The following is a 23,334-nucleotide window of genomic DNA, read 5'->3' as shown; positions in this document are numbered from 1 at the left end:
ATGGCTGAAGCTAAAAAAAAGCAGATCCCCCTTCGACTCTCAACAAAGTTATACGCTGCACTCGCATCATGGGCAGAAGACGACTTTCGTTCAGTCAATGGGCAAATCGAATATCTCCTCACAGAATGTGTCAAACAACGAAAGAAAGACGGAAAATACGTATCAGAAACCATTGACGAACCATTTGAGATTGATATTTAACACCTTCTCCTGTCTGCTGGGTCAGACGGGAGAATTTTTTCATCTTTTTTTGTCAAGTAACTTTACTTTACAAAAAAGTTTTGATATACTATTAAAGTTGATGAAAATCAAACCTAACTGAATTATATCTTAAAAGGAGAAATCAAAATGGCAGTACCTGCACGTCGCACTTCAAAAGCGAAGAAAAACAAACGTCGTACACACTACAAAGTAACAGCTCCATCTGTAAACTTTGACGAAACTACTGGAGATTACTCACGTTCTCACCGTGTATCACTTAAAGGATACTACAAAGGACGTAAAATCGCTAAAGCTGCATCAGCTGAATAATAGAAGGGAGATACCATGCGCGTAAATATCACACTTGAACACAAAGAATCTGGTGAACGCTTGTACCTTACTTCTAAAAACAAACGTAACACTCCAGACCGTCTTCAATTGAAGAAATACTCACCAAAACTTCGCAAGCACGTTGTGTTTACAGAAGTTAAATAAGCACACCTAGCTCAAAACGCCTTACTGGGCGTTTTTTGCTTTATTGGTTAGCGATCTATAACTTTTCAGGAGAGATTTATGGCATTTTATCTTTGGATATTCCCGCTACTCTTTATCTTTCACGATATGGAAGAAATTATCGGTCTTATCCCTTGGATTCATCTCAACGAAACCTTGCTGGCTCAAAAGGCTCCAGCTATTCTCAAGATTCACAAAGGAATTACAACAGAGGGATTTGCCCTTGCTGTTTTTGAGGAGTTTATTCTTGTCTTATCCATCACTTTATTAGCGTATTTTACTCAATCTAGAGCGCTCGAATTAGTTTGGTTGGGGGGATTTGTAGCCTTTGCACTTCATCTCTTGCTCCATATCGGACAATCAATCCTTCTTCGCAAGTATATCCCTGCTCTCATCACTTCTATCCTTTGTTTTCCTATCAGTACTTATTTGATTATCGACATCGTGCATTTGTGGCAGGTTTCGACTAGCGAATTTTTCCTATTTTCACTGGTCGGTTCAGGCATCGTCGTCATCAATCTCCTCTTTGCTCTCTGGCTCGGGAAAAAGTATTCCGTCTGGCTTGCCCATAACCATTAACAAAAGTTCCTTGCAATTTCATTTTGCAGGGAATTTTTTATCCTCCTTCACAGTTAAGAAGTGTTCTATAGTTTTTTAAGGCAAAGCAAAAAGCCCACTGTTGTAGGCTTTCTGTAAGATATTTCTTAAAATTAAAGCATTTTGTTGTAGAATTCAACGACAAGTGCTTCGTTGATTTCTGGGTTGATTTCGTCGCGTTCTGGCAAGCGTGTCAATGAACCTTCCAATTTTTCAGCGTCGAATGATACGAATGCTGGACGTCCAAGAGTTGCTTCAACAGCTTCAAGGATTGCTGGAACTTTCAATGATTTTTCACGAACTGAGATCACTTGACCTGGAGTTACGCGGTATGATGGGATATCAACGCGTTTTCCGTCAACAAGGATGTGACCGTGGTTTACGAATTGACGAGCTTGACGACGAGTAGTCGCAAGACCAAGACGGTAAACAACGTTATCCAAACGACGTTCCAAAAGAAGCATGAAGTTGAAACCTAGGATTCCGCCTTTGATTTTTGTAGCTTGTACGAACAAGTTACGGAATTGTTTTTCACCTACACCGTAAGTGAAACGAAGTTTTTGTTTTTCAGCCAATTGCAAACCGTATTCTGACAATTTAGAACGGTTGTTTGGTCCGTGTTGTCCTGGTACGTAGTTACGACGTGCCAATTCTTTACCTGTACCTGTAAGTGAAAGGCCAAGGCGACGAGCTTGTTTCCAAGATGGTCCTGTATAACGTGACATGTGTATGTCCTCCTGATATAAATAATATTTCGGTGGAAATAGTCACTTAGAAAGCCCTGATTCGTGCAGATGCCCTTCGCCTAAACAGCCAAGGTTACTTGTCATAAGACACCTGTTGACGAGCTTCATGCTTTCCTGCTGCTATTTCACACAAAGGCTATTGTACCATGAAAAGCTAGATTTGTAAAGGGATTTATCAGTTGAACTAAATTATTTTAATATTACAGTGTCAACAAGCAGCACTCCCTCTATCTTTCTAAGTGGTTTTTTAGAATGAAAATAGAGTGAGGAACATCTGAAAAGACTTGACTTAAAAATTCTAGATGTTGCTTGTCTTCACTATCCAAAGATACAGTATGTTTTACATTTACAGTGCCATCATTATTCTCAATAATTTGATGACCAAAAAGAATATCACCGAATGGAGTTGCCGTTTTATCCCAAAATTCTTCAAGAGGTTTTACAAGTGTGAGCTGATATTCCATAGGGGGCATTCCTTCGAGTTCCATAGTTCCGTATGAACCCGTCTCAAATCCACCTTTTAATGTAATATTTTTTAAATCTTCTTCCCAATCATACCACTTCTCAATATTTTCATAATAGGTCCAGACAGCCTCTTTTGTTGCTCTTATGTTTAAACTAAAACTAAATTCCATTTTGACACTCCTTTTAATATAAGTGTACTTATTATAAAATAACTTACATTTTTTGTCAACTGATTTTTTGGAAGTGCTGGTTTTCATATTCTCTAAATAAGACTCTTACCTTTAGTTTTACTTTAAAATGGTATCTATATCATACGGCTTTATTTCAAATTGAGGCTGAATGTAAACTTGCTTCCTAAGCCATACTGACTTTCTGCTGTGATTTCGCCACCAAGCTGATGGGCTAGTTCTCGTGCAATCGCAAGACCTAAGCCATGCCCACCCGTCTTCATATTGCGCGAAGTTTCTACACGATAAAGTCGTTTAAAGATCTTTTCCAAATCTTCAGGAAGGATCCCCTGCCCCTCGTCTTTCACACTGATTGTCAATTCTTGTTCTGTTAATTGGGCAAGAACCTCGATTCTGGTTCCTGGTTCTGAATATTTAAAGGCATTGTTTAACAAATTGACCAGAATACGAGAAAGTTTGTCAGAATGGCTCTTGATTTTCGCCGACTCAGGTGATACTTGAATGTAAACATCTCGCTCCTCTTGTTCAATCTGGAGCTGGAATTCACTCATTGACTCAATCAGCAACTGATCTAAAAAGACCTCTTCGACTTCCTCATCAGCAGTATCTTGAGGTTGTGTGTTAAGAGTCAAAACATCCAATTCCTCCACTAGCTTGTTTAGACGCTCAGTTTGCCGACCAATCGTGGTTAAATAGTGGAGCCGCTCCTCTTCCTTAATCACTCCATCTAGAATGCCCTCCACAGTAACCTGAATGGAGGTAATGGGAGTTTTAATATCGTGAGAGAGCTGCGCAATCATCATTCTCTTTTCTTGCTCGCTCTCATCAAGTGATTGAAAGGTGGCTTGCAAATTGTGGGACATGTCATTAAAAGCCTGGCCCAGCTCTTGAAATTCTAATGGGCCTTTGGTTTCGATTTCTGTGCTGAAATCCTTGCTTGCTATATCCTGAGCTTGTTTTTTCAAATGTTTCAGAGAAGAGAACACTGGCGACAAAAGAAAGATGCTCACTGCAGCGCCAATGAAACTAGCAATCAAGGTCATTCCAACTAGAAAGTAAACTTCACTTTTCTCGATCAACATTCGTTGGACTGCCCAGAAAACGACCAAAATCGTTAGTAGAGTCGACACTAGATACCCCACTAAAATATAGTTTTTTAATTTCATTTTCTACCTCTTGGTTTTTCCATCTTATAACCCAAACCCCAGACAGTTTTGATAGCGGGAGCATTTGAATTCGTATACTTGGTCAACTCTTGCCTCAAAGCATGGATATGAACATTGAGTGTATTGGTATCATCCACATAGTCCTCTTGCCATACCTTCTCGTAAAGTTCCGTCTTTGAAAAGACTCTCTCAGGATTGCTGGCTAATACCCATAGAAGTTCAAAGGATTTTACTGTCAATTCCAAAGGTTGATCCCCAATGCGAACTTCATGAGTCACATGGTTGATTACCAAGTCACCAAACTCGATCTGTTCTGTCTCTCCTCCACGGCTAAGGCGACGCAAGATATTATTCACTCTTAAAACCAATTCGCGTGGACTAAAGGGTTTGACTATAAAATCATCTGCCCCCAAACTTAATCCATAAATCTTATCCTGTTCGCTTGTCTTAGCAGTTGTAAAGAGGAAGGGTTGATCCGGAGCGATATACTGAACTTCACTGATAAAATCATAACCGTCCATATTGGGCATCATGATATCTGTGATAATGAGGTCGATAGATTTTTTTCTGAAAAGTTCTAATCCCTCCTTACCATCATGGGCGACCAAAACATCGTAACCTGCCTGTATAAGATAGCGGTTTTGAATATCTAGAATATCTATCTCATCATCAACCAGCAAAATTGTCTTTTTCATCTGACACTCCTTCGATAAAAACAGTGTTATACTTGCTTTAGTATAACACTATTTTCTCTAATGTTTAAGTGATTTGAATCTTAATCTTCTCGTTTGGTTGTCAAACCCAAAAGTCCAACAAGACCTGCCAAGGCTAGACCAAAGATACCAAGGCCAGCTGTAGCCGTTTTAGCTTCCCCAGTATTTGGTAGCATCGCTTTATCATCTTTTTTCATCATATTAGCCATTGGGTTAGAAGCTGGTTGATCAACCTTCATATCTGACATATGGTGATTTGTACCCATCATACTCTCAGTCGTACCTGTAGAGCCTGTTTCAGAAGGCTTTGTATTCATCTGATCTGGTTGAGATGGTATTGTCGCCATTTCTTTTCCACGAAGCTGAATCGTTACTTGACGAGTAGCAATCAGATTGGTCAAATCAGGTTTGCCATCTTTAGAACCATAGACTTTAACAGTAGCTAGGTATGTACGTGTTCCGTTAGCTCGAAGTTGATCCAGCAAGGCCTGACCATCTTTGCCTGTCGTGTTGCCATTCAAATCCACTTCGTAGAAATATTGGCCTTTAGCCAAGCCTTCAAGTGGCAATAGTGCTGGGTTCTTCGCTGTTCCATTGTCAGACCATGGAGCTTTGTCTGAGGCTTTTAACAAGAGGCGAGTCAACATACCATCACCACCAAAAGCTTCGTATGGAATAACTTGGTTGACACCAGCCAAGAAAGGTCCAGGAACCTTAGCCTTATCAAGGTAGCTAGCTGGAACATCAATCATGTCTTTGACATTGTTAACAACAGAGTCTTTAACCTGACTTGATGTGGTCAAGCCATTCAAATTAACAGTCAAATCTTTAGTTGCTACCAGATTAGTTAAGTCAGGCTTGCCGTCTTTCGCACCGTACACCTTGATAGTAGCTTTATAGCTTTGTGTACCATTTTGTTTCAAGAGATCAAGCAACTCTTTGTCAGATTTGCCTTGGGTTCCGGCCAAGTCTACTTCGTAGAAGTAAAGGCCTTTGCCCAATTTCTCTACCGGTGGGAGAGCGGGATTTTTAGCTGTTCCGTTGTCTGACCATGGAGCCTTGTCGGATGCTTTCAAGATCAGGCGAGTCAACATGCCGTCTCCAGCGAAGAATTCGTATGGAATAACTTGGTTGACACCAGCTGTGAATGGTCCTGGGAAGTTGGCTTTGTCAAGGTAGCTAGCTGGGACATCTACTGTGTCTTTGGTGTTGTCAGCCACACCTTTTTGAACTTCAGCTGGAGTGGTTAAACCATTCAAATTAACAGTCAAATCTTTAGTCGCTACCAGATTAGTTAAGTCAGGCTTGCCGTCTTTCGCACCGTACACTTTGATGGTAGCCTTATAGCTTTGTGTACCATTTTGTTTCAAGAGGTCAAGCAACTCTTTATCTGATTTGCCTTGGGTGCCTGCTAGATCCACTTCGTAGAAGTAAAGGCCTTTGCCCAATTTCTCTACTGGTGGGAGAGCGGGATTTTTAGCTGAACCATTGTCTGACCATGGAGCCTTATCGGATGCTTTCAAGATAAGACGAGTTAACATGCCGTCTCCAGCGAAGAATTCATATGGAATGACTTGGTTGACACCAGCTGTGAATGGACCTGGGAAATTGGCTTTGTCAAGGTAGCTAGCTGGGACATCTACTGTGTCTTTGGTGTTGTCAGCCACACCTTTTTGCACTTCAGCTGGGGTGGTCGCTGATTTCGCTTCACTGGCTTCACGGTCTTGTCCAGAAACTGTAGACGCAGGACTTTCCACAGGTTTAACTGCATCTTCTGTTTGTTTCTTAGAGTCAGGTTGTGCTTGCACTTCTTCTTTTGGTGCTACCACTGGCTCTTTAGCAGTTGCGTCCGCTTTTTCTGAAGAGCTTGTCGTATCCACACTTGCTTTAGGTGCTGAGTCTGCTTGTTCTGAAGGAAGAGCTACATCGACTGCTTTTTTGAGAAGCTCTGCTGGTAAGTCGCTCTTTTCACTCACCGAAGTTGCGTCTGGCACGACTTGGGCAGGAGTCGGATTGATGACATCAGCACGTGCAGAACTTGGTTGACCAACTAGGACAAAGAAGCCACTGGCCACAACAACTGAAGCAACACCGACACTGAGACGGCGAATAGACCAACGAGTATATCTCTGATTTGGATTGAATTTCATAGGATTCTCCTTAGAGTTTTCTTTTTTTTGATGACTCTAGTATAATCTCCTAAAATTAAAAAGGATTAAGAAAAAGTTAAAATTTTTCTTAAATCCCTCTTATAAAATACTTATATTGACTCGTTAATTATTGGAAAGAGAGTAGTCCTTCCTCTCCTACTCACTCAGTTCAGCTAGGGTGTCCAGATGTTGGTTATTAATGACGGCCATGATGTAGGCATCTGCCTGCAAGAGGTCATTGGGTCCGAATTGGACATCCAGAGGAGCATTTTCGTAAGCACGAAAACCAAGTACGTTGAGGTTGTATCGCCCACGCAAATCCAACTGACTGAGGCTTTTACCTACCCATGATTGGGGGATTTTCATCTCGACAATCGATACATTCTTGTCTAGCTGAAAGACGTCTACGCTGTTATGAAAGAGGATGGTCTGTGCCAATGAGCGCCCCATTTCAAATTCTGGTGAGATGACTGCATCTGCCCCAATTTTTTCTAGAACCTTTTTAGCTGTATGACTTTTGACCTTGGTAATGACGGTCGGCACTCCGAGACTCTTGCAGTGCATGACCGCGAGAACACTAGACTCCAGATTTTCACCCGTTGCGACAACTACGGTATCACAGGTGTCAATCCCCGCTGATAGAAGGAGTTCTTCATCCGTGATATCTCCAACTACCCCACGCGCCAGCACAGGTTCAAATTGATTAATGCGTTCCTCGTGGTCATCAATAGCAATGATATTCATGTCATGCTTGGCTAGGGCAGCCAAAACACTGCTCCCAAAAATTCCCAAACCTAAAATTCCAATTGTCCGATCTGACATCGTTCTTCCTTTCTTATCCGATAGTGATATCTGCTTTCATATAGTGAATCGTATCTTTCTTGTCTGGCTGGTATTCCGCTACACTGACCAGTAGTGTTAAGGGACCAATACGGCCGATAAACATCAGCAACATAACGATACTGAGGGCTATCTTGCCTAGCTCTGGTGTTAAATTTGCCGTCACCCCAACTGTCGCAAGGGCTGAAATGGTCTCAAACATGAGGTAGATAAAGCGCGGATTTCCCTCTGCTGTTATTCCTAGCAGGATCAAGCCCAGCAAGAATGTTAGCAAGAAGATAATAAAGACACTGAAAGATTTTTGCACAGTTCGGGGTTCAATGGTCCTCCGAGCCACATTGGCATGAGGCAAGCCCAATAGTTCGCTACGAGCAAAGACCAACAAGACAAAGAAGGTCGTAATCTTGAGCCCCCCTGCTGTCCCTCCAGGCGCCCCTCCTAGAAACATCTGTAGGATATAGATGAACAAGGTCACCGGTCGAGCCTGGGTATAGTCAATGGAAGCAAAGCCTGCCGTTCTCATGCTGACGGTCTGGAAGAAACTAACCAGTAGTTTCTCTGGAGCGCTGAGATTTCCAATCGTTCCAGGATTGTTCCACTCGATGAACAAAGTCGATACGGTTCCAAAGAGCAGAATTCCCGCCGTTAAAAAGAGAACCAACTTGGTATGGAAACGCAGACGGCGTTTTTTCTTTTTCCCAATCTGGGTCGCTAGGTCAAACCAGACCATAAATCCTAGACCACCCGTGATAATCAAACCCGCAATCACTAGATTGATCAAGGGGTCCGTTTGAAAGGCTACCAAACTCGTACTTCCAAAATTATCAAATCCAGCATTACAGAAAGCTGAAACAGCCAAAAAGATAGAGGTTAACACCCCTCGGCCCCAGCCAAATTCAGGAATAAAGCGAAAACTCAGGAGAAAGGCACCAATCCCTTCCACCAAAAAAGTCGTCAAAAAGATCGAGCGAATAAAGTCCTTTAAGGACTGGGTTTCTCCATAACTAAAACTTTCTTGAATGGTCTCACGACCACGAAGGCTGAGCTTTTGCTTGCCTTGGATGTAAAAGATTCCGATAAAGGTCATGAGCCCCAAACCACCAATCTGGATCAAGAGCATACAGATCAACTGGCCCCACATATTGTAAGTAGAGGCTACCGGCTGGGTGAAGAGCCCTGTCACACAGACCATGGACACCGTTGTAAAGAGATGATCAAAGTAGGCCGCTTGTGACGTTTCTGATTGCACAAAGGGGAGGCTTAAAAGGAGCGAGCCCAAGAAGATTACTAGGGCAAAACTTAAAAAGATGCGACGGGCTGGCGATAAACGAGCCAGATTCGTTTTGATTTTTTCCAAAAAAGATTTGAATAACATAGCTACATTCTACCATAAAAACAGTCAGAACACTCACATGTAGTGCACAATGGCAAGACAGAGTTCGAGTGCCTTGTCAAAAGCTTCAGAACCCCAGTCACGACTGTCGTAGTTGTCTAGATCCGCCAAGGAATCTGCGGTAAAGAGCAGTTCTCCCCAGACAACCCCACGTAGCTGAGCTACTGCCGCAAGAGCCGAACACTCCATCTCCACAACAGCACAGCCTTCTTCCTTACGATAAGCAACCTTTTCAGCCGTCTCTCGGTAAAAACCATCTGTCGTCCAGGTCATAACTTCCTCATAAGGAATGCCTATTTGCTCCAAGATTTGCTCAATGGCAGAGACAGCCTCAATCTGCATCTCCATATAACGAGAAGGCGCTACATAATGGTAGCTGGTCCCCTCATCTCGCAAAGCGCGAACAGGAACTAGAAAGGCATTTTCCTCTATATCGGCTAGGACACCACAGGTTCCAGTGGAAATGATTTGCTCCACACCATAGCCAATCAACCAATCCATAAACTGAGCAGCTGGGGCTGAGCCTACGGGCGCCTGGGCCAGACAAATCTTCTCACCCTTGTAGTTGATGACATAGACTGGATAAGTCTTGGTGGCAGAAACGAACTCACCAACACAATCCGCCCCTACTTCCTGGGCGTAGCGGTCAATCTCCTCCTCCAAAAATGCATAGATACACTTCTTTGGTAGCTTCAAATCCAAGCCCTCATGTGTTGGCATAAGGACCGCCTGGGGATTGTCGTCAAACTCTAAAATGGGAATCGCATGCTTCTGAATCATCGTCCACCTCCTCTAATTTTGTACTATTGTATCAAAAACTGACGGAGTGTCAAGGAGTTGTCTTTATCAGTCCAGAAATCTCCTCTTCCATACACTTGAGAAATCGTTGCACCGCTGGAGAAGTCGGTTTCTGTTTTGGCAAAGTGATTGAGGACTTATAAACACATATCAAATCCAATAACAAAAAAGACATGAATCTGAAATAAGCAGAATATGTCTTTTTTAGCTTGTTTGAAAGTCAAGTAAATAAACCTTAGTTCTTCTAGAACTCCCTTATTTCCACAAACCACCTAAAATTTGTTTTTCTAATAAGTCTAGATCTTCTTCCTTTATTTCTCCGTTGTCACTAACGATATAAAGCTGAGCGAAGTAAGCCAACAACGGGCCAACACAAATACGAACCATTTGAGGACTCGTTAACTCTGGATTTACACGTGGATCTGCTAGCAATTCCTTATGAAGTACTCGAAGTTTATCTTGAATAGCATTCCAGATAAAAATCTGTTCATTTTTTAGTTTTTTATTTGAAAAACTCTCCTGCAGAATGATTTTCATCAAAGCACGATTTTTTTTGAGATAGCTCATACGATCATGGACGAGATAACGAACCCTCTCTTCTGTCGTTTCAAAAGCTAAGAGTTCCTCAAAAAAACTACCGAAAATGCCTGGGACTACAGGATGTAAAATAGCCGTCAGTAAATCATCCTTCGTCTTAAAATACTTAAACAAAGTTGCCTGGCTTAGTCCAGCACGCTCAGCTATGTGAAGAGTTGAGGTCCCATGGTAACTCCTGGTTGATATGAGATCCACTGCTGCCTGCATGATTTTTTTCTTTCCTTGAGGGTAATTCGCTTCTTCTAAGTAATCTTCAAACGATTCAAAAACAGTCTTATCCATCTAATCTTCACACCTTTTTAGCATTATTTATGTTGATTTCTAAACTTTACGATAACGACGCAATCCAACAATATTAAGAATTGTTAAAATGATCAAGAAAATCATTAAAACACCAAGATTTGACAAAATATCACCAAGATTGTGCCCGTAAAGAATAATCTGGCTTATTGCATCACCAGAATAGGTTAATGGCAAAAATTTCCCCACAGTTGGAGCCCATTCTCCCATGGATGACAATGGAATAATCCCTGAGAAAAAGAGTTGAGGCATAATCACGAGAGGGATAAATTGTATCATTTGGAATTCTGATTTTGCTAGAGTAGACAAGAGAATTCCAAAAGCTAGTGCTACAAGAGCCAGTACCACATTAACTATTATAACATTTAAAATACTTCCTACAACTTCTACATCTAGTAGCCAAATTGCTGCTAAAACGACAACTGCCGTTTGAAAAATCGCAATAATACCGTAAGACAACATATAGCCATAGACGATTTCAGATCGTTTCACTGGTGTAGCTAACAAACGTTCTAGTGTTCCACTGGTGCGCTCTTTCAAAAGCGCCATACCTGAAATCAAAAAGACAAAAAAGAAAACTACAAAACCTATCAAAACCGGAATCATACTGGTAAAGAAGCTTGTATCTTCATCTCCATACTGATAAGACTCCTTGATTTCTGGTGTTTTTGCGTCCGAGTCCAATTGTGGAAGAGCTTGTTTGACACGAGATAGTAACTGATCGGTGCCTTCACTGGCGATACTCGTTCGTAACACTTGTCGTATCATAGAGGTCTTGGAGGCGTCTGTGTTTGCGTAGTCGACCTGGTACTCACCGTTTTTATAAGAAATCACAGCATCGACTTTTTCATTTGCTAGCGCTTCTTTGGCTTGATCTAAGTCTTGATAAGTCTCGACGTCCACATGATCGAGCTCATCCATTTTCGTTACTAAACCAGTTGGTAGATCCTGTGTTGCTAACTTGACATTCACGGTTGTACTAGCTGAAAACATGAGGTTCATCAACCACATGATAAAAACAGGTGCTATAAACATCAGGGCTAGAGTTCGTTTGTCACGAAGTAATTCTTTGATGACTTTTTTTGCAATCGCTATTGTTCTCATTTTACTCACCTTCTGCTTTTAAAAATACTTCTTCAATACTTGAAGCTTGATAACTTTCTTTTAAGTGTTGCGGTGTATCAAAAGCAATGATTTTTCCGCCTAATAATAAGCCGACCTTATCCGTCAACTCTGCTTCATCCATAACATGGGTAGTAACTAATATCCCTACCCCATTGTCTCTAAGCGCGAATAATTCTTTCCAGATTTTCTTTCGAAGAGAAGGGTCGATTCCAACTGTCGGTTCGTCCAAAATCAAGAGTTGAGGATTTCCTAACAGCGCGATAGCAAGAGACAAACGCCGTTTCATTCCTCCAGAATAACCAGATACCGCCTTGTTTAAGTAGTCTGTCAGATCTACTACTTGAGCTATATGAGCAATTTCCGCCTTTAGGTCTTTTTTAGAAAGCCCCTTTAGCTGACCAAAAAATTCCAGATTTTCTTGGCCTGACAAGGACTCGTATAAAGCATCTGATTGGGCCATATAGCCAATATCTCCTAAAATATGGCGATTGGGCATAGTGTGATTTAACACTAAAGCTACGCCTCCATCAGCCTTTTCCATTCCTAACGTAGTCTTAATCATAGTTGATTTACCAGCACCAGACGGACCAATTAATCCTATAATTTCTCCTGTCTGCAATTCAAAGCTGACATGATTCAGAACTATTTGATGGTCAAAAGATTTTACTAAATCTTGTAAATGTAGTAATGTTTTCATTTACTTCCTCCTAGGTGAGTGGGCACTCACTTTTTAAATCATAGAAGCTATTATAGTGAGTAATCACTCACTTGTCAAGAGAAAGGGTTAAATTCTTTTAAACAATAAAACACCAGATTCGTATCTGATGTTTATAATGCACATGTCTTATTTCTAAAAATGTTTTTGAACTTCCTCTCTATACTCCGAAATGGTCTTTCTTGTCAACTTTTTAAAGGCCTATTCTTCCTCTACTTTTCTCAGCCAATCCTACCATCGTCATTGCTATCGCAACTCTAATGACCTTGGCGATGGAAATTCATTTTACTCATTTTTTATATAAACAAAGTATAAATTTCTAATTATCTTTTTATATTTTCTTAAATGCTCGTAAAGCCTTATTCTATGTGCTTTCGAGTATTTTTACTGTAGGAAGATACTTCACGTTTCTTTGCATATTTCCTCATGTCTTAGCTGTCAGAAGTGGTAAATAAGTAGTAAATTCATTTGTACTACTAAGCAACAAGACGCTCCTGTTGCTTCTCTTTATTCAAGCGTTTCATTTCTGCCATTGCAGAATCGAATGTTGCATGTGCGTAATAGTTCAGCGTCATGGCTATATTAGCATGTCCCATAATGTACTGTAATGCCTTTGGATTCATTCCTGCATTTGCATAGTTGGTACAGAATGTATGTCGCAAACTATGTGGAGTGATGTGTGGCAATTTATCCTCGTTATACTTATTGTATTTCTTAACAAGACCTTTCATCATGCCGTTGTAATCACTTGCCACTTTTGGATAGTTCTTTCTATTAAGAAAGAGGAAATCACTATATCCATCAATCTCAACACGCTTATCATTCTTTCGATTCGCTAACACTCGCTTAAATGCTTGATAGGCTTCTTCAACCATAGGAACTTGACGTTCGCCACTTTTGGTCTTTGGTGTTTCAATGTAGTACCCAATTTCAGTATCTCTCAATAGCTGATGGTCTATATTGACAAGACGATTCTCAAAATCTAAATCTGGAAGTGTCAAACCACCAAACTCTGAAATACGAAGACCTGTTTTTAAGAGTATCAGAATTTCATCATAATTTTTGCTGTAGGTTTTATCAGCTTTTGCAAAGGCTAACAGTTTTTCTTCCTGTTCTTCTGTTAGTACGGTCTTAGGGACAGTATCATCATCAAGAACTGCTTTCAGTTGAAAGTCAAATGGATTCTTCCGAACACAATCATCTTGTATAGCAATATAGAATGAAGCCTTTAAAGAACGTTTGTAGTTATTGATGGTTTGATAAGCATAACCATTTTCACTCATTCTAATAGCCCATTCTTTAGCGTCTGATGGCTTAATACTGTCAATACTTCTTACACCTAACTTGTCTTTCTTCAAAATATCCATAAGATATTTGCGTCCAGTTTCAGTGTTTTTTCTAACCTTTGGTCTTTGAGCGTTCTGTTTTGCGTAAAGCTGGCAGAGTGTCATTTTCTTTCCTACAACATCAATACCATCATGAATGTCTTTCTGTAACTCTGCGATTTTCTCTCTAAGTGAGATACAATCACGCTTTCCTGCTGGTACTCGGTCTGTAGCCACAAGTTTCCACGAGTAAACAAATTGCGGTTCTCCAAATGAATCTATATATTTGTATAAGTATCTTCCGTCTTTTCGTTGGCTCTCTCCAGTCTTTAAGATTCGACCTTTATTGTCACGTCTTTTTTCTGACATGGCATTTGCTCCTTTCCTTTATGGAAAGAGCCTTGATACGACTTAATACTATTTTATCATATACAAGACCCTTTGGCGACGCTAGATTGCGTCCAATGTATCTATAATTTTTTCAAATTGTTTTCGTTTAATCTGAATACGATTGCCATTCATAATCAGCCAATTTGCATTTTTATTTTCCTCTGCCAAGCGTCGTAGCTTGTTTTCGCCAATACGAAAATATTTTGACGCTTCTTCAATGGTTAGGGTATAACGTTCCCAAATAGGAATGTCAGTCTGCTTCATAAAATCCTCCTTTCCAAATCACTTATTTGGATTTCATAAAAGTTGTTTTACCAGCAATCGAACAGCTTTAGCAAAGCTCACGGGAGTTCCACCCCTGCATGGTTCTCATGTAGCCATACTCATTGCCTGCGACGGTTTTATCACGCTCGGACTATTGACTGTATGGGAGTATCATTATCACGATAAGAATGTCGTTGCAGGCAATCCTGCTAAAGATTGCTTCTCGGATCACTAACATGAATCGCTCGCTATCTTTATAAGATAGGTCATGGCGGTTAGTTCCGTTGGCTCTTTTCTTATCGAAACGTATTCGATTACTTTTATTCAGTTTTCAAAGAACAATGGCTCGTTAGCCTATCAAAACACATTGAAAGCTCAATATGCTTTGGTGGAATAACAAACCTCCCTGTTCGGGAAGCGTGGAATGGTTTAGCACGCTTCCACGAAAGGAGAGAGGATATTACTTAATTTCAAATGACAAAATCTTTGTAATCAGTCTGGTTTCCATTCTTCCACGTAAGACTTCATCAACGACCATACTTTGATTGCCATATTCATCTTTCATAAGTCGTAGGGAACGCTTCGTTATGTACCCTCTGTAATGATGTAGAATCTGGTTAATCGCTTCGGTATCGCCATCTGTTGCCTTTACAATGAGAGGAAAGGGAATCATAGGATATTGTGTTTTCATTCTTCAAATTCCTCCATAAACTTTTTAATTAAGGCTAGTCCACTGGTTCTATGCCGATAGACAGTAGAACGGTTCAATTTCAACAGGTCTGCAATTTCTGAATCGCTCATGTCCATAAAGTAAAACAGCAGTAGAATTTCACGTTTCTTGTCTGGCAACTCACGTAATGCTTCACTCAACAAATCATTTTCAACGCCTACTGATAACCCATTGAGTGTAAAAATCTGAAAGTCAGTTGAATAGTTATCTGTTGTCGCAAACTGGCTAACAAGATAATCGCCAACATCCGAAAAGGACACCTCACGCTTTGCAATCCTTGAAAGATAAAGCATATAATTCTTTCGCTCGTCTTCCATAGCACGTTTACAGATATAGTCAAACTGATTTTCTATTGTGGTCTGAAAAGAAGATGGTTTCATGTTTCTCACCCCCTTTCTGTCTAGGAAAGGAAGTGAGCCTTGCTCGTTTATCTCCTTTCACTCTTAGTCCCAATGTGAAAGGGGGATTTGTTGCATTACTGATAAATAAACTTTGTAAAAAAGTTCTGAATAGCCAAAAAAGCATATAAACAGATTTATTTCTCTGTTTACATGCTTCTGTTATTCTATCTATATGATTTATAAAACCACATTGGTGGACGTACTTATCTATTGCAGATAGACGACTTTTTTTGACAAGAACCCAATGTAAGGAAATTTATTGTATATGATGTACTTCATGGCGACGTTGACCTCCAACAAACCGCCATTTGGAAGTAATATACAATATTTTAACAGCGTAAATAGCACTACCATATAACGGTTTTTTTTATTGGCGTTTAGTAGTGCTTTTTATTAAATATAAACCTATAAACCATATAACACGTTTTTCTATACCTGTTTTTAATTCAGTAGGAACAATAAAATGTATAGAGGTGGTCTACTATGCGTAAAAAAGAAAATAAATATGATTTTAGAGCCTTTGGTTTAGCCATTAAAGAAGCTCGATTGAAACGAGGTTTAACTCGTGAACAAGTGGGAGCATTGATTGAAATTGACCCACGGTACTTAACTAATATTGAAAATAAAGGGCAACACCCCAGCATACAAGTTCTTTATGACCTTGTATCGTTACTTCATGTTTCCGTTGATGAATTTTTCTTACCTGCTAATAACTTGGTAAAAAGCACCCGACGATTACAGATAGAGAAATACATGGATAGCTTTACAGACAAAGAACTATCCTTAATGGAATCTTTAGCCAGCGGTATCAACGAAGCAAGAAACATCGAAGACTAATTAAAAGAATCCATACATAACGGAAAGAGCCGATAAAATGAGATTGTATTAATCTCATTTTATCGGCTCTGCGTCTTTGCGTCTGGCTCTGTAATCACAGTTACTTTGAACTGCTTTATTTCAATTAAATTTTCTTGTCTGCATTTCGGACAATAGAGGGGGAATTTTTTTAATTCAGTATCTTCCCTTATCTTTAATCGTGTTTTATTTCCACATACAGGACACAATATCCACTTGTAGTTTTTATTAATTTTTTTATATTGCATCATTCGGCGAAATCCTTGAGCCATATCTGACAAACTCTTATTTAATTCTTCGCCATCATAAACATTTTTAACTGTTAATGTGAGAAACAACCAACGAACTGTTGGCTTTTGTTTAATAACTTCAGCAACAACCTTTTGTGACTGAATGCCATGTTTCATTGCTCTCCTCCAGTTGCACATTGGACAAAGCCTGGATTTACAAAACCACACTCGATACAACTTTCTTTCGCCTGTTTCACGATTTTGTTTATACTCTAATATTTCAGCACAATCTTTTACTCTTTCAGCCTTTTTAAATTCAAGAATATGCAGAAGTTCAAAGTAATCAACATTAGCGATTTTCTTTTCTCTCCATGGTCTCACTTTTCCACTTTTTGTCTTGTCCACTAAAACCCTTGATTTTTCATCTGAATAAATGCTACTATTAGGACACATAATATTAAAAGAAACCCCCCATCTATTTAGTTATTTGTTTGGTCACTTATAACTTTAACAGATGGGGGTTTTTCTTTGCAACCAATTTTAAGGGTTTTCAATACTTTAAAACACATACATACCAACACTTCAACGCACCTTTCAGCAACTAAAATAAAAATGACGTTATTTCTATATGTATCAAGATAAGAAAGAACAAGTTCAAAACCATCAAAAAAAGACACCTTTTCAGGTGCTTTTTTTATTTTATAAACTCATTCCCTGATCTCGACTTCGTTCTTTTTTTACCTCTCGGTTATGAGTTAGTTCAAATTCGTTCTTTTTAGGTTCTAAATCGTGTTTTTCTTGGAATTGTGCTGTTTTATCCTTTACCTTGTCTACAAACCCCTTAAAAACGTTTTTAAAGGCTTTTAAGCCGTCTGTACGTTCCTTAAGGAATTCCTTAGTGCTTTCATAGATTAAACTCACATCACGCTTTAAATCGCTTATTTTAGACTTTAAAGACTTGTTTTCTTCAAGCAACTCATTATAATCATTTACATTTTCATTAAATCGCTCTACAAGACCACTATATTTTTCTTTAACTTGCCCATGTTCTTTACTTAATTTTTTATATTCTCTCGCCATATCAGTACTCATGAGATTTCTAACATGCTGTTTTAACCTATCGTTATCTCTCGCAGCAGTCACTAAGTTTTTATAATCACGCTCCGATATAACAACATTTTTGGTTGGTTTCTTTTCTGTTTTCATTATTTCTTTTCCCAAACCAAACATGGACTTTTCACCCGTTGGCACTTCAACACTTTTCATGTGTCGTTTCGCTGGTACTTCTAAATCTGATTTAACTTTATCGCTATAAGCAGTCCATTCATCTTTTTTAACTGCTAAATTTTTTTCTAGAAAATCAATCTCTTTTTCCAAAGTTTGTTTTTTAAATTTAGCTGTCTCAATATGTTTACGGTCAGAGCCACGTTCACCACGCTTCAACTCAAAACCCTGTTTTTTCATATGCTCGGGGAATTTATCTTGTAGCCATAACAGTTCTTGACGATTAAACACATTTTTTCCTTGCAGTTTTCCATCACGCATAGGCACAACACCTAAATGCATGTGAGGGGTTTGCTCATCATTATGAACTGTTGCATAAGCAATATTTTGCTTGCCATATCGTTCGGAAAATAATTTATAACTTTCCTCAAAAAATCGTTTTTGTTCTCCTGGATCCAGTTGCTCAAAAAAAATCTCGGTCAGATGTTACTAGCAACTCATTTACAAGAACAGCATCTTTCCTCGTTTTTCTTGTACCTGTTTTTTGTGATTCAATAATTTCTTTGACACGTTCGTTGTAATCAATATTTTTATCATTTTTCAAATCATAATTTTCACGTGTTCGCTCATGGTCAATATCATCATTCGTTCTACTTTTTCGCTCTCTTTGATTATGAAATTGCATGCCTTTTAGTCCAGCTGATTTCACTTTTTGCATTCTACAAACTGCATAACTCATATGTAAATCGCTCCTTTTTAGGTGGCACAAATGTGAGGCATTTTCGCTCTTTCCGGCAACCACTTCCAAGTAAAGTATAACACACTATACTTTATATTCATAAAGTGTGTGCTCTGCGAGGCTGTCGGCAGTGCCGACCAAAACCATAAAACCTTTAAGACCTTTCTTTTTTTTACGAGAAAAAAGAAACAAAAAAACCTGCCCTCTGCCACCTCAGCAAAGGGGGGTTTTGCTCTCGTGCTCGTTTAAAAATCAGCAAGGGACAGGTAGTATTTTTTGAGAAGATCACTCAAAAAATCTCCACCTTTAAACCCTTGCCAATTTTTATTTTGTCCGTTTTGTCTAGCTTACCGAAAGCCAGACTCAGCAAGAATAAAATTTTTATTGTCTTTCGGTTTTCTAGTGTAACGGACAAAACCACTCAAAATAAAAAAGATACAAGAGAGGTCTCTCGTATCTTTTATTCAGCAATCGCGCCCTTTAATGGAACAAAAAGATTTGAATTCCTGTTATAAAAAAAGGATCAATTTTGAACTCTCTCCCAAAGTTGATCCCTTAACGATTTAGAAATCCCTTTGAGAATGTTTATATACATTCAAGGTAACCAGCCAACTAATGACAATGATTCCTGAAAAAAGTAATAACAAATTACTATACAGATAAGTTGACTGATCAACTTCCATAGGTAACAACCTTTGATCAAGTAAGGGTATGGATAATAAACCACCTACAATTGCAATACCTGTTCCCTCTGATAAAAAGCTGGTAAAGTTAAGCAAACTCATTCCAGCACCAGCTTCCTGCTGTTTCAAGCTACTTGAAACAATTGTTGATATAACTGTTTTGGTGAACGAAAGCCCACCTAAAACAAATACGATTATAATTGTCATGAACCATGATGTTGTTTCTAAAAGAAAGGAAGCAGTTAAAAAGCTAACAGAAAGAAATGTAACTCCGATGTTTAACACGTATAAAGGACCTCTTCTATCAACAAGTATCCCACCAATGTAGCCGAAAATAATGACACTCATTGTTCCAGGGAAAATAATTACACTTCCGATTTCGGCAGTACTTAGCTGGTGAACATCTTTCATCATATAAGGAACCATAGAGACAAACCCTGCTACTGTTCCAAATATAATTCCCCCACAAAGAACTCCAATCATAAAAGGTATATTTTTCCCTAATCCGGGATCAACAAAAGGATCTGTTACTTTCCTGATATGTTTTACAAATATCAGGAATGACAGCACGCTAACGATAAGAAAAGAAATGCTATATGATGTTGTAAACAACATAAAAAATACAATGCCTACAGACATTAGTATAATTCCTTTGATATCAAAATGACCTTTTATCCTTACTTCTTTCTTTAATAATTTCATAAGAAACGGAACAGTGATAATTGTTATCATAGGAATGAGTAGAAGATAGGACCAATGAATATAATGGGCTATCATTCCACCAATCGCTGGACCGACTCCTTCTCCCATGGCTACTATCGATCCAATAAGACCAAATGCTTTACCCCTATTTTCCTTTGGAATATAGCGCGCAACTACAACCATTACGAGTGCTGGAAATGTAGCTGCACCAGCCCCTTGAATAAAACGAGCCATAATAAGTAAGGAAAAGAAAGAATGGCCAACAAACCCAATTACCGACCCGAAACAATTTATTATAATTCCAAATAGGAGTAACCTTTTGATGCCTAATTGATCAGATAGCTTTCCATATACAGCTGTTCCAATGGAAAAGGTTAACATAAAGGCTGTGTTCACCCAGTTTGTACTCGCAGGTGGTTTATTAAAATTATTTGCAATATCAGGTAATGAGACGTTCAAAACCATTTCATTTAATACGCTAAAAAAAGATAAAATGCAAAGCCAAATTAAAATTTGGTTGTGTCGTAAATTCGATTGTGCCCTGTTACATTCATTACACTTCATAATTAATTCCTCCTAAACTTGATTAAAACATTTTACCACATATAAACTAAATTTTAAATTCAGTATTTCATCACTTATACAACAATATGGCCCGTTTGTTGAACTACTCTTTAATAAAATAATTTTTCCGTTCCCAATTCCACATTGCAATAATAGAAAATCCATCTTCATCGGCTTTTTCGTCATCATCTGTATGAATCAAATCGCCTTCTTCTGTGTCATCAAGGTTTAATTTTTTATGTATTTCTTTTAACAAACCACCATAGGAGATTAACCTTTTACGGTGTAAACCTTCCTCCAAATCAGACAAACGTTTCAAATTCTTTTCTTCATCATCGGTCATAAAATCCGTATCCTTTACAGGATATTTTGCAGTTTCGTCAATTGCCGATTGTATATCCGATTTATATTTATTTTTCGGTCGAATCATTTGAACTTTTACATTTGGATCATAGTCTAATTTCATTGCCTTTTTCCAAAATTGAATCCATTGTTTTTGATTCACGTAGTTTTCTGTATTCTTAAAATAAGTTGGTTCCACACATACCAATACATGCATGTGCTGATTATAAGAATTATCTTTATTATTTATTGTCACTTCCGTTGCACGCATAAAACCAACAAGATTTATAATAACTATCTCCTCCTTTACACTTTAATTCAAATCTTTATTAAAAAATATTTCATCTTATTTAACAAGAAACCATATTTATATAACAACATAAAATACACTAAGTTATTTTATTGAACATATATCGTACTTTATCTATCCGACTATTTGGACGACGGGGCTGGCAAACAGGTTCACCGGTAGTAACATGGTACCCTTTTAACTCTGTTAAACAAACACTACGTCCATTTGTAAAGAAAGTTAAATCACTACGATATTCTTGAATACACCGAGCAGGGATTTCTCCACTAAGAATGACCTCATTATTTTTCAATTGAGTGTCTACGATGTTCGCACAATATTTAGGAGCATCGGTGTATGCTCGTGAAAGATATTCCTGTGGCGCATAAATTTTAAAACTAAGATATGGCTCTAACAATTCTGTTCCAGCTTTTTTTAAGACTTGTTCCAATACAATAGGAGCAAGCATCCGAAAATCTGCTGGGGTACTAACAGGGCTATAGTATAAGCCATACTTAAAACAGATTTTACAGTCCGTCACATTCCAACCATACAATCCTTGTTCACAGCCATAGCGTATCCCCTCCATAACTGCATTTTGAAACGATTGATTTAAGTATCCAAGAGAAACCGAGCTCTCATACTGCATTCCACTTCCCAACGGAAGCGGTGATACAGATAAACCAATGGAAGCCCAGAAAGGATTTGGCGGCACTTCGATGTGAATGGTATATTCTGCATTTTTTAACGGTCTTTCCATATAAATGACTGTAGGCTCTTTTATTTCTATCTCCACATGATACTTTTCTTGCAGCAGAGCACAAGTCACTTCCATTTGTACTTTCCCTAAGAAAGAAAGTATGATTTCATGTGTCGCAGAATCCACATAATATCGCAGAAGCGGGTCACTGTCGGAGATTTCTAAAAGTGCATCAAGTAACATTTCCCTTTGTTGAGGTTTGCTCGGTTCAACAGTCGTTTGCAGCAGAGGGAGGGGATTTTCAATTCTCTCTCTCTGTGGCAATAGCTTTGTATCTCCAAGAACACTATTTAACTTCAAAAACTCATTTTGCAAAATAACAATTTCCCCGGAATAAGCCTTATCAATTTTACATAATTCACCATTTATTGAAGTATACATTTCTGTAATTTTTATTTTTTCCTTTTCCGATATTCTAACCGAATCTCGCAAATGCAGTACGCCACTATAAAGACGTATATATGCAAGACGCTGTCTTTTTTCCGAATACTCAATTTTGAAAACTTTTCCGCAAAGTTCAGACTGACCTCGATGTGTTGATGAATAAAATTTATTCGTAATCACTTCTATAAGGTTATCAATCCCTATATTGTTTTTTGCACTTCCGTGATAAACAGGGAACAGAGAACAATTCTGAAATCTTATGCTTTCCTCTTGTTCGAGTTCCAATGCTTCTAATGATTTACCGGACATATATTTCTCTAAAAGGTCATCGTTTCCCTCTATTACCGTATCCCATTGTTCAGATTCGGTAAAGTTCGTCACACACATATTAGGATACAGTTCTACCTTCTGTTTGATTACAATTTCGGCAGAAAGTTTCTCTTTAATATCCTGATAAACCGTTGATAAATCAATTCCATTTTGGTCAATCTTATTGATAAAAAAGATTGTGGGAATCCCCATTTTCCTAAGTGCATGAAATAATATACGAGTTTGTGCTTGTACGCCATCTTTTGCAGAAATCAGTAGAATTGCCCCATCTAAAACTGATAATGAACGATATACTTCTGCTAAGAAATCCATATGTCCTGGCGTGTCTATGATGTTCACCTTCGTATTTTCCCACTGAAAAGAGGTTATTCCTGTCTGAATTGTAATTCCTCTCTGACGTTCTAAAAGCGTATTATCCGTCCTCGTTGTACCTTTGTCCACGCTTCCTAATTCTGTAATCGCTCCACTGTTATATAATAAGCTTTCTGTTAAGGTAGTTTTTCCTGCATCAACATGAGCTAAAACTCCAATATTAATAATTTTCATGTGATTTTCCTCCATTCAAAAACCCAAAAGGGCATAAAAATCCCAGTGATAAATACTTTTATCACTGGG

At 38.7% G+C, this 23,334-nt stretch carries 26 protein-coding genes; 5 read left to right on the top strand and 21 right to left on the bottom strand.

Translation table 11 applies throughout. The annotated features are described in order from the left end of the window. The 4 genes from SORDD25_RS06265 to SORDD25_RS06250 all read left to right on the top strand — a co-directional run bounded on the left by SORDD25_RS06265 (position 1) and on the right by SORDD25_RS06250 (position 1,293). Positions 1–201 carry a type II toxin-antitoxin system antitoxin gene (locus tag SORDD25_RS06265; RefSeq protein WP_000796544.1) on the top strand — a complete coding sequence of 67 codons (201 nt, stop codon included), beginning with the start codon at positions 1–3 and terminating at the stop codon, positions 199–201. Positions 202–348: 147 nt separating this feature from the next. Then, on the top strand, positions 349–531 hold the full coding sequence (gene rpmF, locus SORDD25_RS06260; RefSeq protein ID WP_000290417.1) for a 50S ribosomal protein L32: 183 nt from the start codon (positions 349–351) through the stop codon (positions 529–531). A 15-nt stretch (positions 532–546) separates the two neighbouring features. Beyond that, complete coding sequence (gene rpmG / locus SORDD25_RS06255; RefSeq protein WP_001265622.1) at positions 547–696, top strand: 50S ribosomal protein L33; 150 nt, start codon at positions 547–549, stop codon at positions 694–696. Positions 697–774: 78 nt separating this feature from the next. Continuing rightward, positions 775–1,293, top strand: coding sequence for an HXXEE domain-containing protein (locus tag SORDD25_RS06250; protein WP_061853035.1), 519 nt, complete (start codon positions 775–777; stop codon positions 1,291–1,293). Positions 1,294–1,424: 131 nt separating this feature from the next. On the opposite strand, the gene rpsD is transcribed toward SORDD25_RS06250, so the two are convergent. The 15 genes from rpsD to SORDD25_RS06175 all read right to left on the bottom strand — a co-directional run bounded on the left by rpsD (position 1,425) and on the right by SORDD25_RS06175 (position 15,596). Continuing rightward, positions 1,425–2,036 carry a 30S ribosomal protein S4 gene (gene rpsD / locus SORDD25_RS06245; RefSeq protein ID WP_000092756.1) on the bottom strand — a complete coding sequence of 204 codons (612 nt, stop codon included), beginning with the start codon at positions 2,034–2,036 and terminating at the stop codon, positions 1,425–1,427. Between the two features lie 248 nt (positions 2,037–2,284). Next, complete coding sequence (locus SORDD25_RS06240; protein ID WP_061853034.1) at positions 2,285–2,692, bottom strand: SRPBCC family protein; 408 nt, start codon at positions 2,690–2,692, stop codon at positions 2,285–2,287. A 149-nt stretch (positions 2,693–2,841) separates the two neighbouring features. Then, a complete protein-coding gene (locus tag SORDD25_RS06235) occupies positions 2,842–3,876 on the bottom strand; it encodes a sensor histidine kinase (RefSeq protein ID WP_042768210.1) in 1,035 nt (344 codons plus the stop codon). Beyond that, on the bottom strand, positions 3,873–4,571 hold the full coding sequence (locus SORDD25_RS06230; protein WP_007519337.1) for a response regulator transcription factor: 699 nt from the start codon (positions 4,569–4,571) through the stop codon (positions 3,873–3,875). Before SORDD25_RS06230 ends, SORDD25_RS06235 begins: the two co-directional genes overlap by 4 nt. A gap of 80 nt (positions 4,572–4,651) precedes the next feature. Further along, positions 4,652–6,739, bottom strand: coding sequence for an SSURE domain-containing protein (locus tag SORDD25_RS06225; protein ID WP_061853033.1), 2,088 nt, complete (start codon positions 6,737–6,739; stop codon positions 4,652–4,654). Between the two features lie 156 nt (positions 6,740–6,895). Continuing rightward, positions 6,896–7,561 (bottom strand): potassium channel family protein, encoded by a 666-nt coding sequence (locus SORDD25_RS06220; protein WP_061853032.1) that lies wholly within the window; start codon positions 7,559–7,561, stop codon positions 6,896–6,898. Between the two features lie 13 nt (positions 7,562–7,574). Beyond that, positions 7,575–8,954, bottom strand: coding sequence for a TrkH family potassium uptake protein (locus tag SORDD25_RS06215; RefSeq protein ID WP_061853031.1), 1,380 nt, complete (start codon positions 8,952–8,954; stop codon positions 7,575–7,577). A gap of 33 nt (positions 8,955–8,987) precedes the next feature. Then, a complete protein-coding gene (locus tag SORDD25_RS06210; RefSeq protein WP_061853030.1) occupies positions 8,988–9,752 on the bottom strand; it encodes a nucleoside phosphorylase in 765 nt (254 codons plus the stop codon). Positions 9,753–10,025: 273 nt separating this feature from the next. Further along, on the bottom strand, positions 10,026–10,649 hold the full coding sequence (locus SORDD25_RS06205) for a TetR/AcrR family transcriptional regulator (protein ID WP_033629180.1): 624 nt from the start codon (positions 10,647–10,649) through the stop codon (positions 10,026–10,028). Between the two features lie 39 nt (positions 10,650–10,688). Next, positions 10,689–11,771, bottom strand: coding sequence for an ABC transporter permease (locus SORDD25_RS06200; RefSeq protein ID WP_061853029.1), 1,083 nt, complete (start codon positions 11,769–11,771; stop codon positions 10,689–10,691). Between the two features lies 1 nt (position 11,772). Further along, positions 11,773–12,489: an ABC transporter ATP-binding protein gene (locus SORDD25_RS06195; RefSeq protein ID WP_061853028.1), complete on the bottom strand. Its 717-nt coding sequence runs from the start codon at positions 12,487–12,489 to the stop codon at positions 11,773–11,775. Between the two features lie 494 nt (positions 12,490–12,983). Continuing rightward, positions 12,984–14,201, bottom strand: a complete 1,218-nt coding sequence (locus tag SORDD25_RS06190) for a tyrosine-type recombinase/integrase (protein WP_001291561.1) — start codon at positions 14,199–14,201, stop codon at positions 12,984–12,986. Positions 14,202–14,282: 81 nt separating this feature from the next. Beyond that, the gene (locus SORDD25_RS06185) at positions 14,283–14,486 is read right to left on the bottom strand and encodes an excisionase (RefSeq protein ID WP_000814511.1); all 204 of its coding nucleotides are present in this window, start codon (positions 14,484–14,486) and stop codon (positions 14,283–14,285) included. Positions 14,487–14,946: 460 nt separating this feature from the next. After that, positions 14,947–15,177 (bottom strand): helix-turn-helix domain-containing protein, encoded by a 231-nt coding sequence (locus SORDD25_RS06180; RefSeq protein WP_000857133.1) that lies wholly within the window; start codon positions 15,175–15,177, stop codon positions 14,947–14,949. Then, positions 15,174–15,596, bottom strand: coding sequence for a sigma-70 family RNA polymerase sigma factor (locus SORDD25_RS06175; protein WP_000804885.1), 423 nt, complete (start codon positions 15,594–15,596; stop codon positions 15,174–15,176). Before SORDD25_RS06175 ends, SORDD25_RS06180 begins: the two co-directional genes overlap by 4 nt. Before the next feature lie 504 nt (positions 15,597–16,100). Between SORDD25_RS06175 and SORDD25_RS06170 the strand changes: the two genes are divergently transcribed. After that, the gene (locus SORDD25_RS06170; RefSeq protein ID WP_061853027.1) at positions 16,101–16,454 is read left to right on the top strand and encodes a helix-turn-helix transcriptional regulator; all 354 of its coding nucleotides are present in this window, start codon (positions 16,101–16,103) and stop codon (positions 16,452–16,454) included. A gap of 59 nt (positions 16,455–16,513) precedes the next feature. Here SORDD25_RS06170 and SORDD25_RS09550 read toward each other — a convergent pair whose 3' ends face one another. The 6 genes from SORDD25_RS09550 to tet(M) all read right to left on the bottom strand — a co-directional run bounded on the left by SORDD25_RS09550 (position 16,514) and on the right by tet(M) (position 23,265). Then, positions 16,514–17,107 (bottom strand): cysteine-rich KTR domain-containing protein, encoded by a 594-nt coding sequence (locus SORDD25_RS09550; RefSeq protein ID WP_474176090.1) that lies wholly within the window; start codon positions 17,105–17,107, stop codon positions 16,514–16,516. A 294-nt stretch (positions 17,108–17,401) separates the two neighbouring features. Further along, positions 17,402–18,385 carry a MobV family relaxase gene (mobV, locus tag SORDD25_RS06160; protein WP_259549652.1) on the bottom strand — a complete coding sequence of 328 codons (984 nt, stop codon included), beginning with the start codon at positions 18,383–18,385 and terminating at the stop codon, positions 17,402–17,404. 4 nt (positions 18,386–18,389) lie between these two features. Further along, positions 18,390–18,665: a plasmid recombination protein gene (locus SORDD25_RS09545; RefSeq protein ID WP_368015850.1), complete on the bottom strand. Its 276-nt coding sequence runs from the start codon at positions 18,663–18,665 to the stop codon at positions 18,390–18,392. Positions 18,666–19,228: 563 nt separating this feature from the next. Then, positions 19,229–20,614: a tetracycline efflux MFS transporter Tet(L) gene (gene tet(L), locus SORDD25_RS06155; protein WP_061853026.1), complete on the bottom strand. Its 1,386-nt coding sequence runs from the start codon at positions 20,612–20,614 to the stop codon at positions 19,229–19,231. A gap of 103 nt (positions 20,615–20,717) precedes the next feature. Beyond that, positions 20,718–21,245: a protein rep gene (locus SORDD25_RS06150; protein ID WP_270629454.1), complete on the bottom strand. Its 528-nt coding sequence runs from the start codon at positions 21,243–21,245 to the stop codon at positions 20,718–20,720. A gap of 100 nt (positions 21,246–21,345) precedes the next feature. Next, entirely contained in the window at positions 21,346–23,265 is a 1,920-nt protein-coding gene (gene tet(M), locus SORDD25_RS06145) for a tetracycline resistance ribosomal protection protein Tet(M) (RefSeq protein ID WP_061853025.1), read from the bottom strand. Between the last annotated feature and the right edge of the window lie 69 nt (positions 23,266–23,334).

Source organism: Streptococcus oralis, assembly GCF_001579525.1.
Classification (GTDB): domain Bacteria; phylum Bacillota; class Bacilli; order Lactobacillales; family Streptococcaceae; genus Streptococcus; species Streptococcus oralis_M.
This window is presented reverse-complemented; position numbering and strand designations above follow the sequence as displayed.

Coding starts and splice junctions, on each gene's coding strand:
- SORDD25_RS09545 (WP_368015850.1), bottom strand. CDS start 18,665: ATGAGTTATGCAGTTTGTAGAATGCAAAAAGTGAAATCAGCTGGACTA.
- rpmF (WP_000290417.1), top strand. CDS start 349: ATGGCAGTACCTGCACGTCGCACTTCAAAAGCGAAGAAAAACAAACGT.
- SORDD25_RS06265 (WP_000796544.1), top strand. CDS start 1: ATGGCTGAAGCTAAAAAAAAGCAGATCCCCCTTCGACTCTCAACAAAG.
- SORDD25_RS06190 (WP_001291561.1), bottom strand. CDS start 14,201: ATGTCAGAAAAAAGACGTGACAATAAAGGTCGAATCTTAAAGACTGGA.
- SORDD25_RS06210 (WP_061853030.1), bottom strand. CDS start 9,752: ATGATTCAGAAGCATGCGATTCCCATTTTAGAGTTTGACGACAATCCC.
- SORDD25_RS06220 (WP_061853032.1), bottom strand. CDS start 7,561: ATGTCAGATCGGACAATTGGAATTTTAGGTTTGGGAATTTTTGGGAGC.
- SORDD25_RS06235 (WP_042768210.1), bottom strand. CDS start 3,876: ATGAAATTAAAAAACTATATTTTAGTGGGGTATCTAGTGTCGACTCTA.
- SORDD25_RS06195 (WP_061853028.1), bottom strand. CDS start 12,489: ATGAAAACATTACTACATTTACAAGATTTAGTAAAATCTTTTGACCAT.
- SORDD25_RS06180 (WP_000857133.1), bottom strand. CDS start 15,177: ATGAAAACACAATATCCTATGATTCCCTTTCCTCTCATTGTAAAGGCA.
- SORDD25_RS06225 (WP_061853033.1), bottom strand. CDS start 6,739: ATGAAATTCAATCCAAATCAGAGATATACTCGTTGGTCTATTCGCCGT.
- SORDD25_RS06240 (WP_061853034.1), bottom strand. CDS start 2,692: ATGGAATTTAGTTTTAGTTTAAACATAAGAGCAACAAAAGAGGCTGTC.
- SORDD25_RS06215 (WP_061853031.1), bottom strand. CDS start 8,954: ATGTTATTCAAATCTTTTTTGGAAAAAATCAAAACGAATCTGGCTCGT.
- SORDD25_RS06170 (WP_061853027.1), top strand. CDS start 16,101: ATGCGTAAAAAAGAAAATAAATATGATTTTAGAGCCTTTGGTTTAGCC.
- rpsD (WP_000092756.1), bottom strand. CDS start 2,036: ATGTCACGTTATACAGGACCATCTTGGAAACAAGCTCGTCGCCTTGGC.
- SORDD25_RS06185 (WP_000814511.1), bottom strand. CDS start 14,486: ATGAAGCAGACTGACATTCCTATTTGGGAACGTTATACCCTAACCATT.
- rpmG (WP_001265622.1), top strand. CDS start 547: ATGCGCGTAAATATCACACTTGAACACAAAGAATCTGGTGAACGCTTG.
- SORDD25_RS06250 (WP_061853035.1), top strand. CDS start 775: ATGGCATTTTATCTTTGGATATTCCCGCTACTCTTTATCTTTCACGAT.
- SORDD25_RS06230 (WP_007519337.1), bottom strand. CDS start 4,571: ATGAAAAAGACAATTTTGCTGGTTGATGATGAGATAGATATTCTAGAT.
- SORDD25_RS06200 (WP_061853029.1), bottom strand. CDS start 11,771: ATGAGAACAATAGCGATTGCAAAAAAAGTCATCAAAGAATTACTTCGT.
- SORDD25_RS06175 (WP_000804885.1), bottom strand. CDS start 15,596: ATGAAACCATCTTCTTTTCAGACCACAATAGAAAATCAGTTTGACTAT.
- SORDD25_RS06205 (WP_033629180.1), bottom strand. CDS start 10,649: ATGGATAAGACTGTTTTTGAATCGTTTGAAGATTACTTAGAAGAAGCG.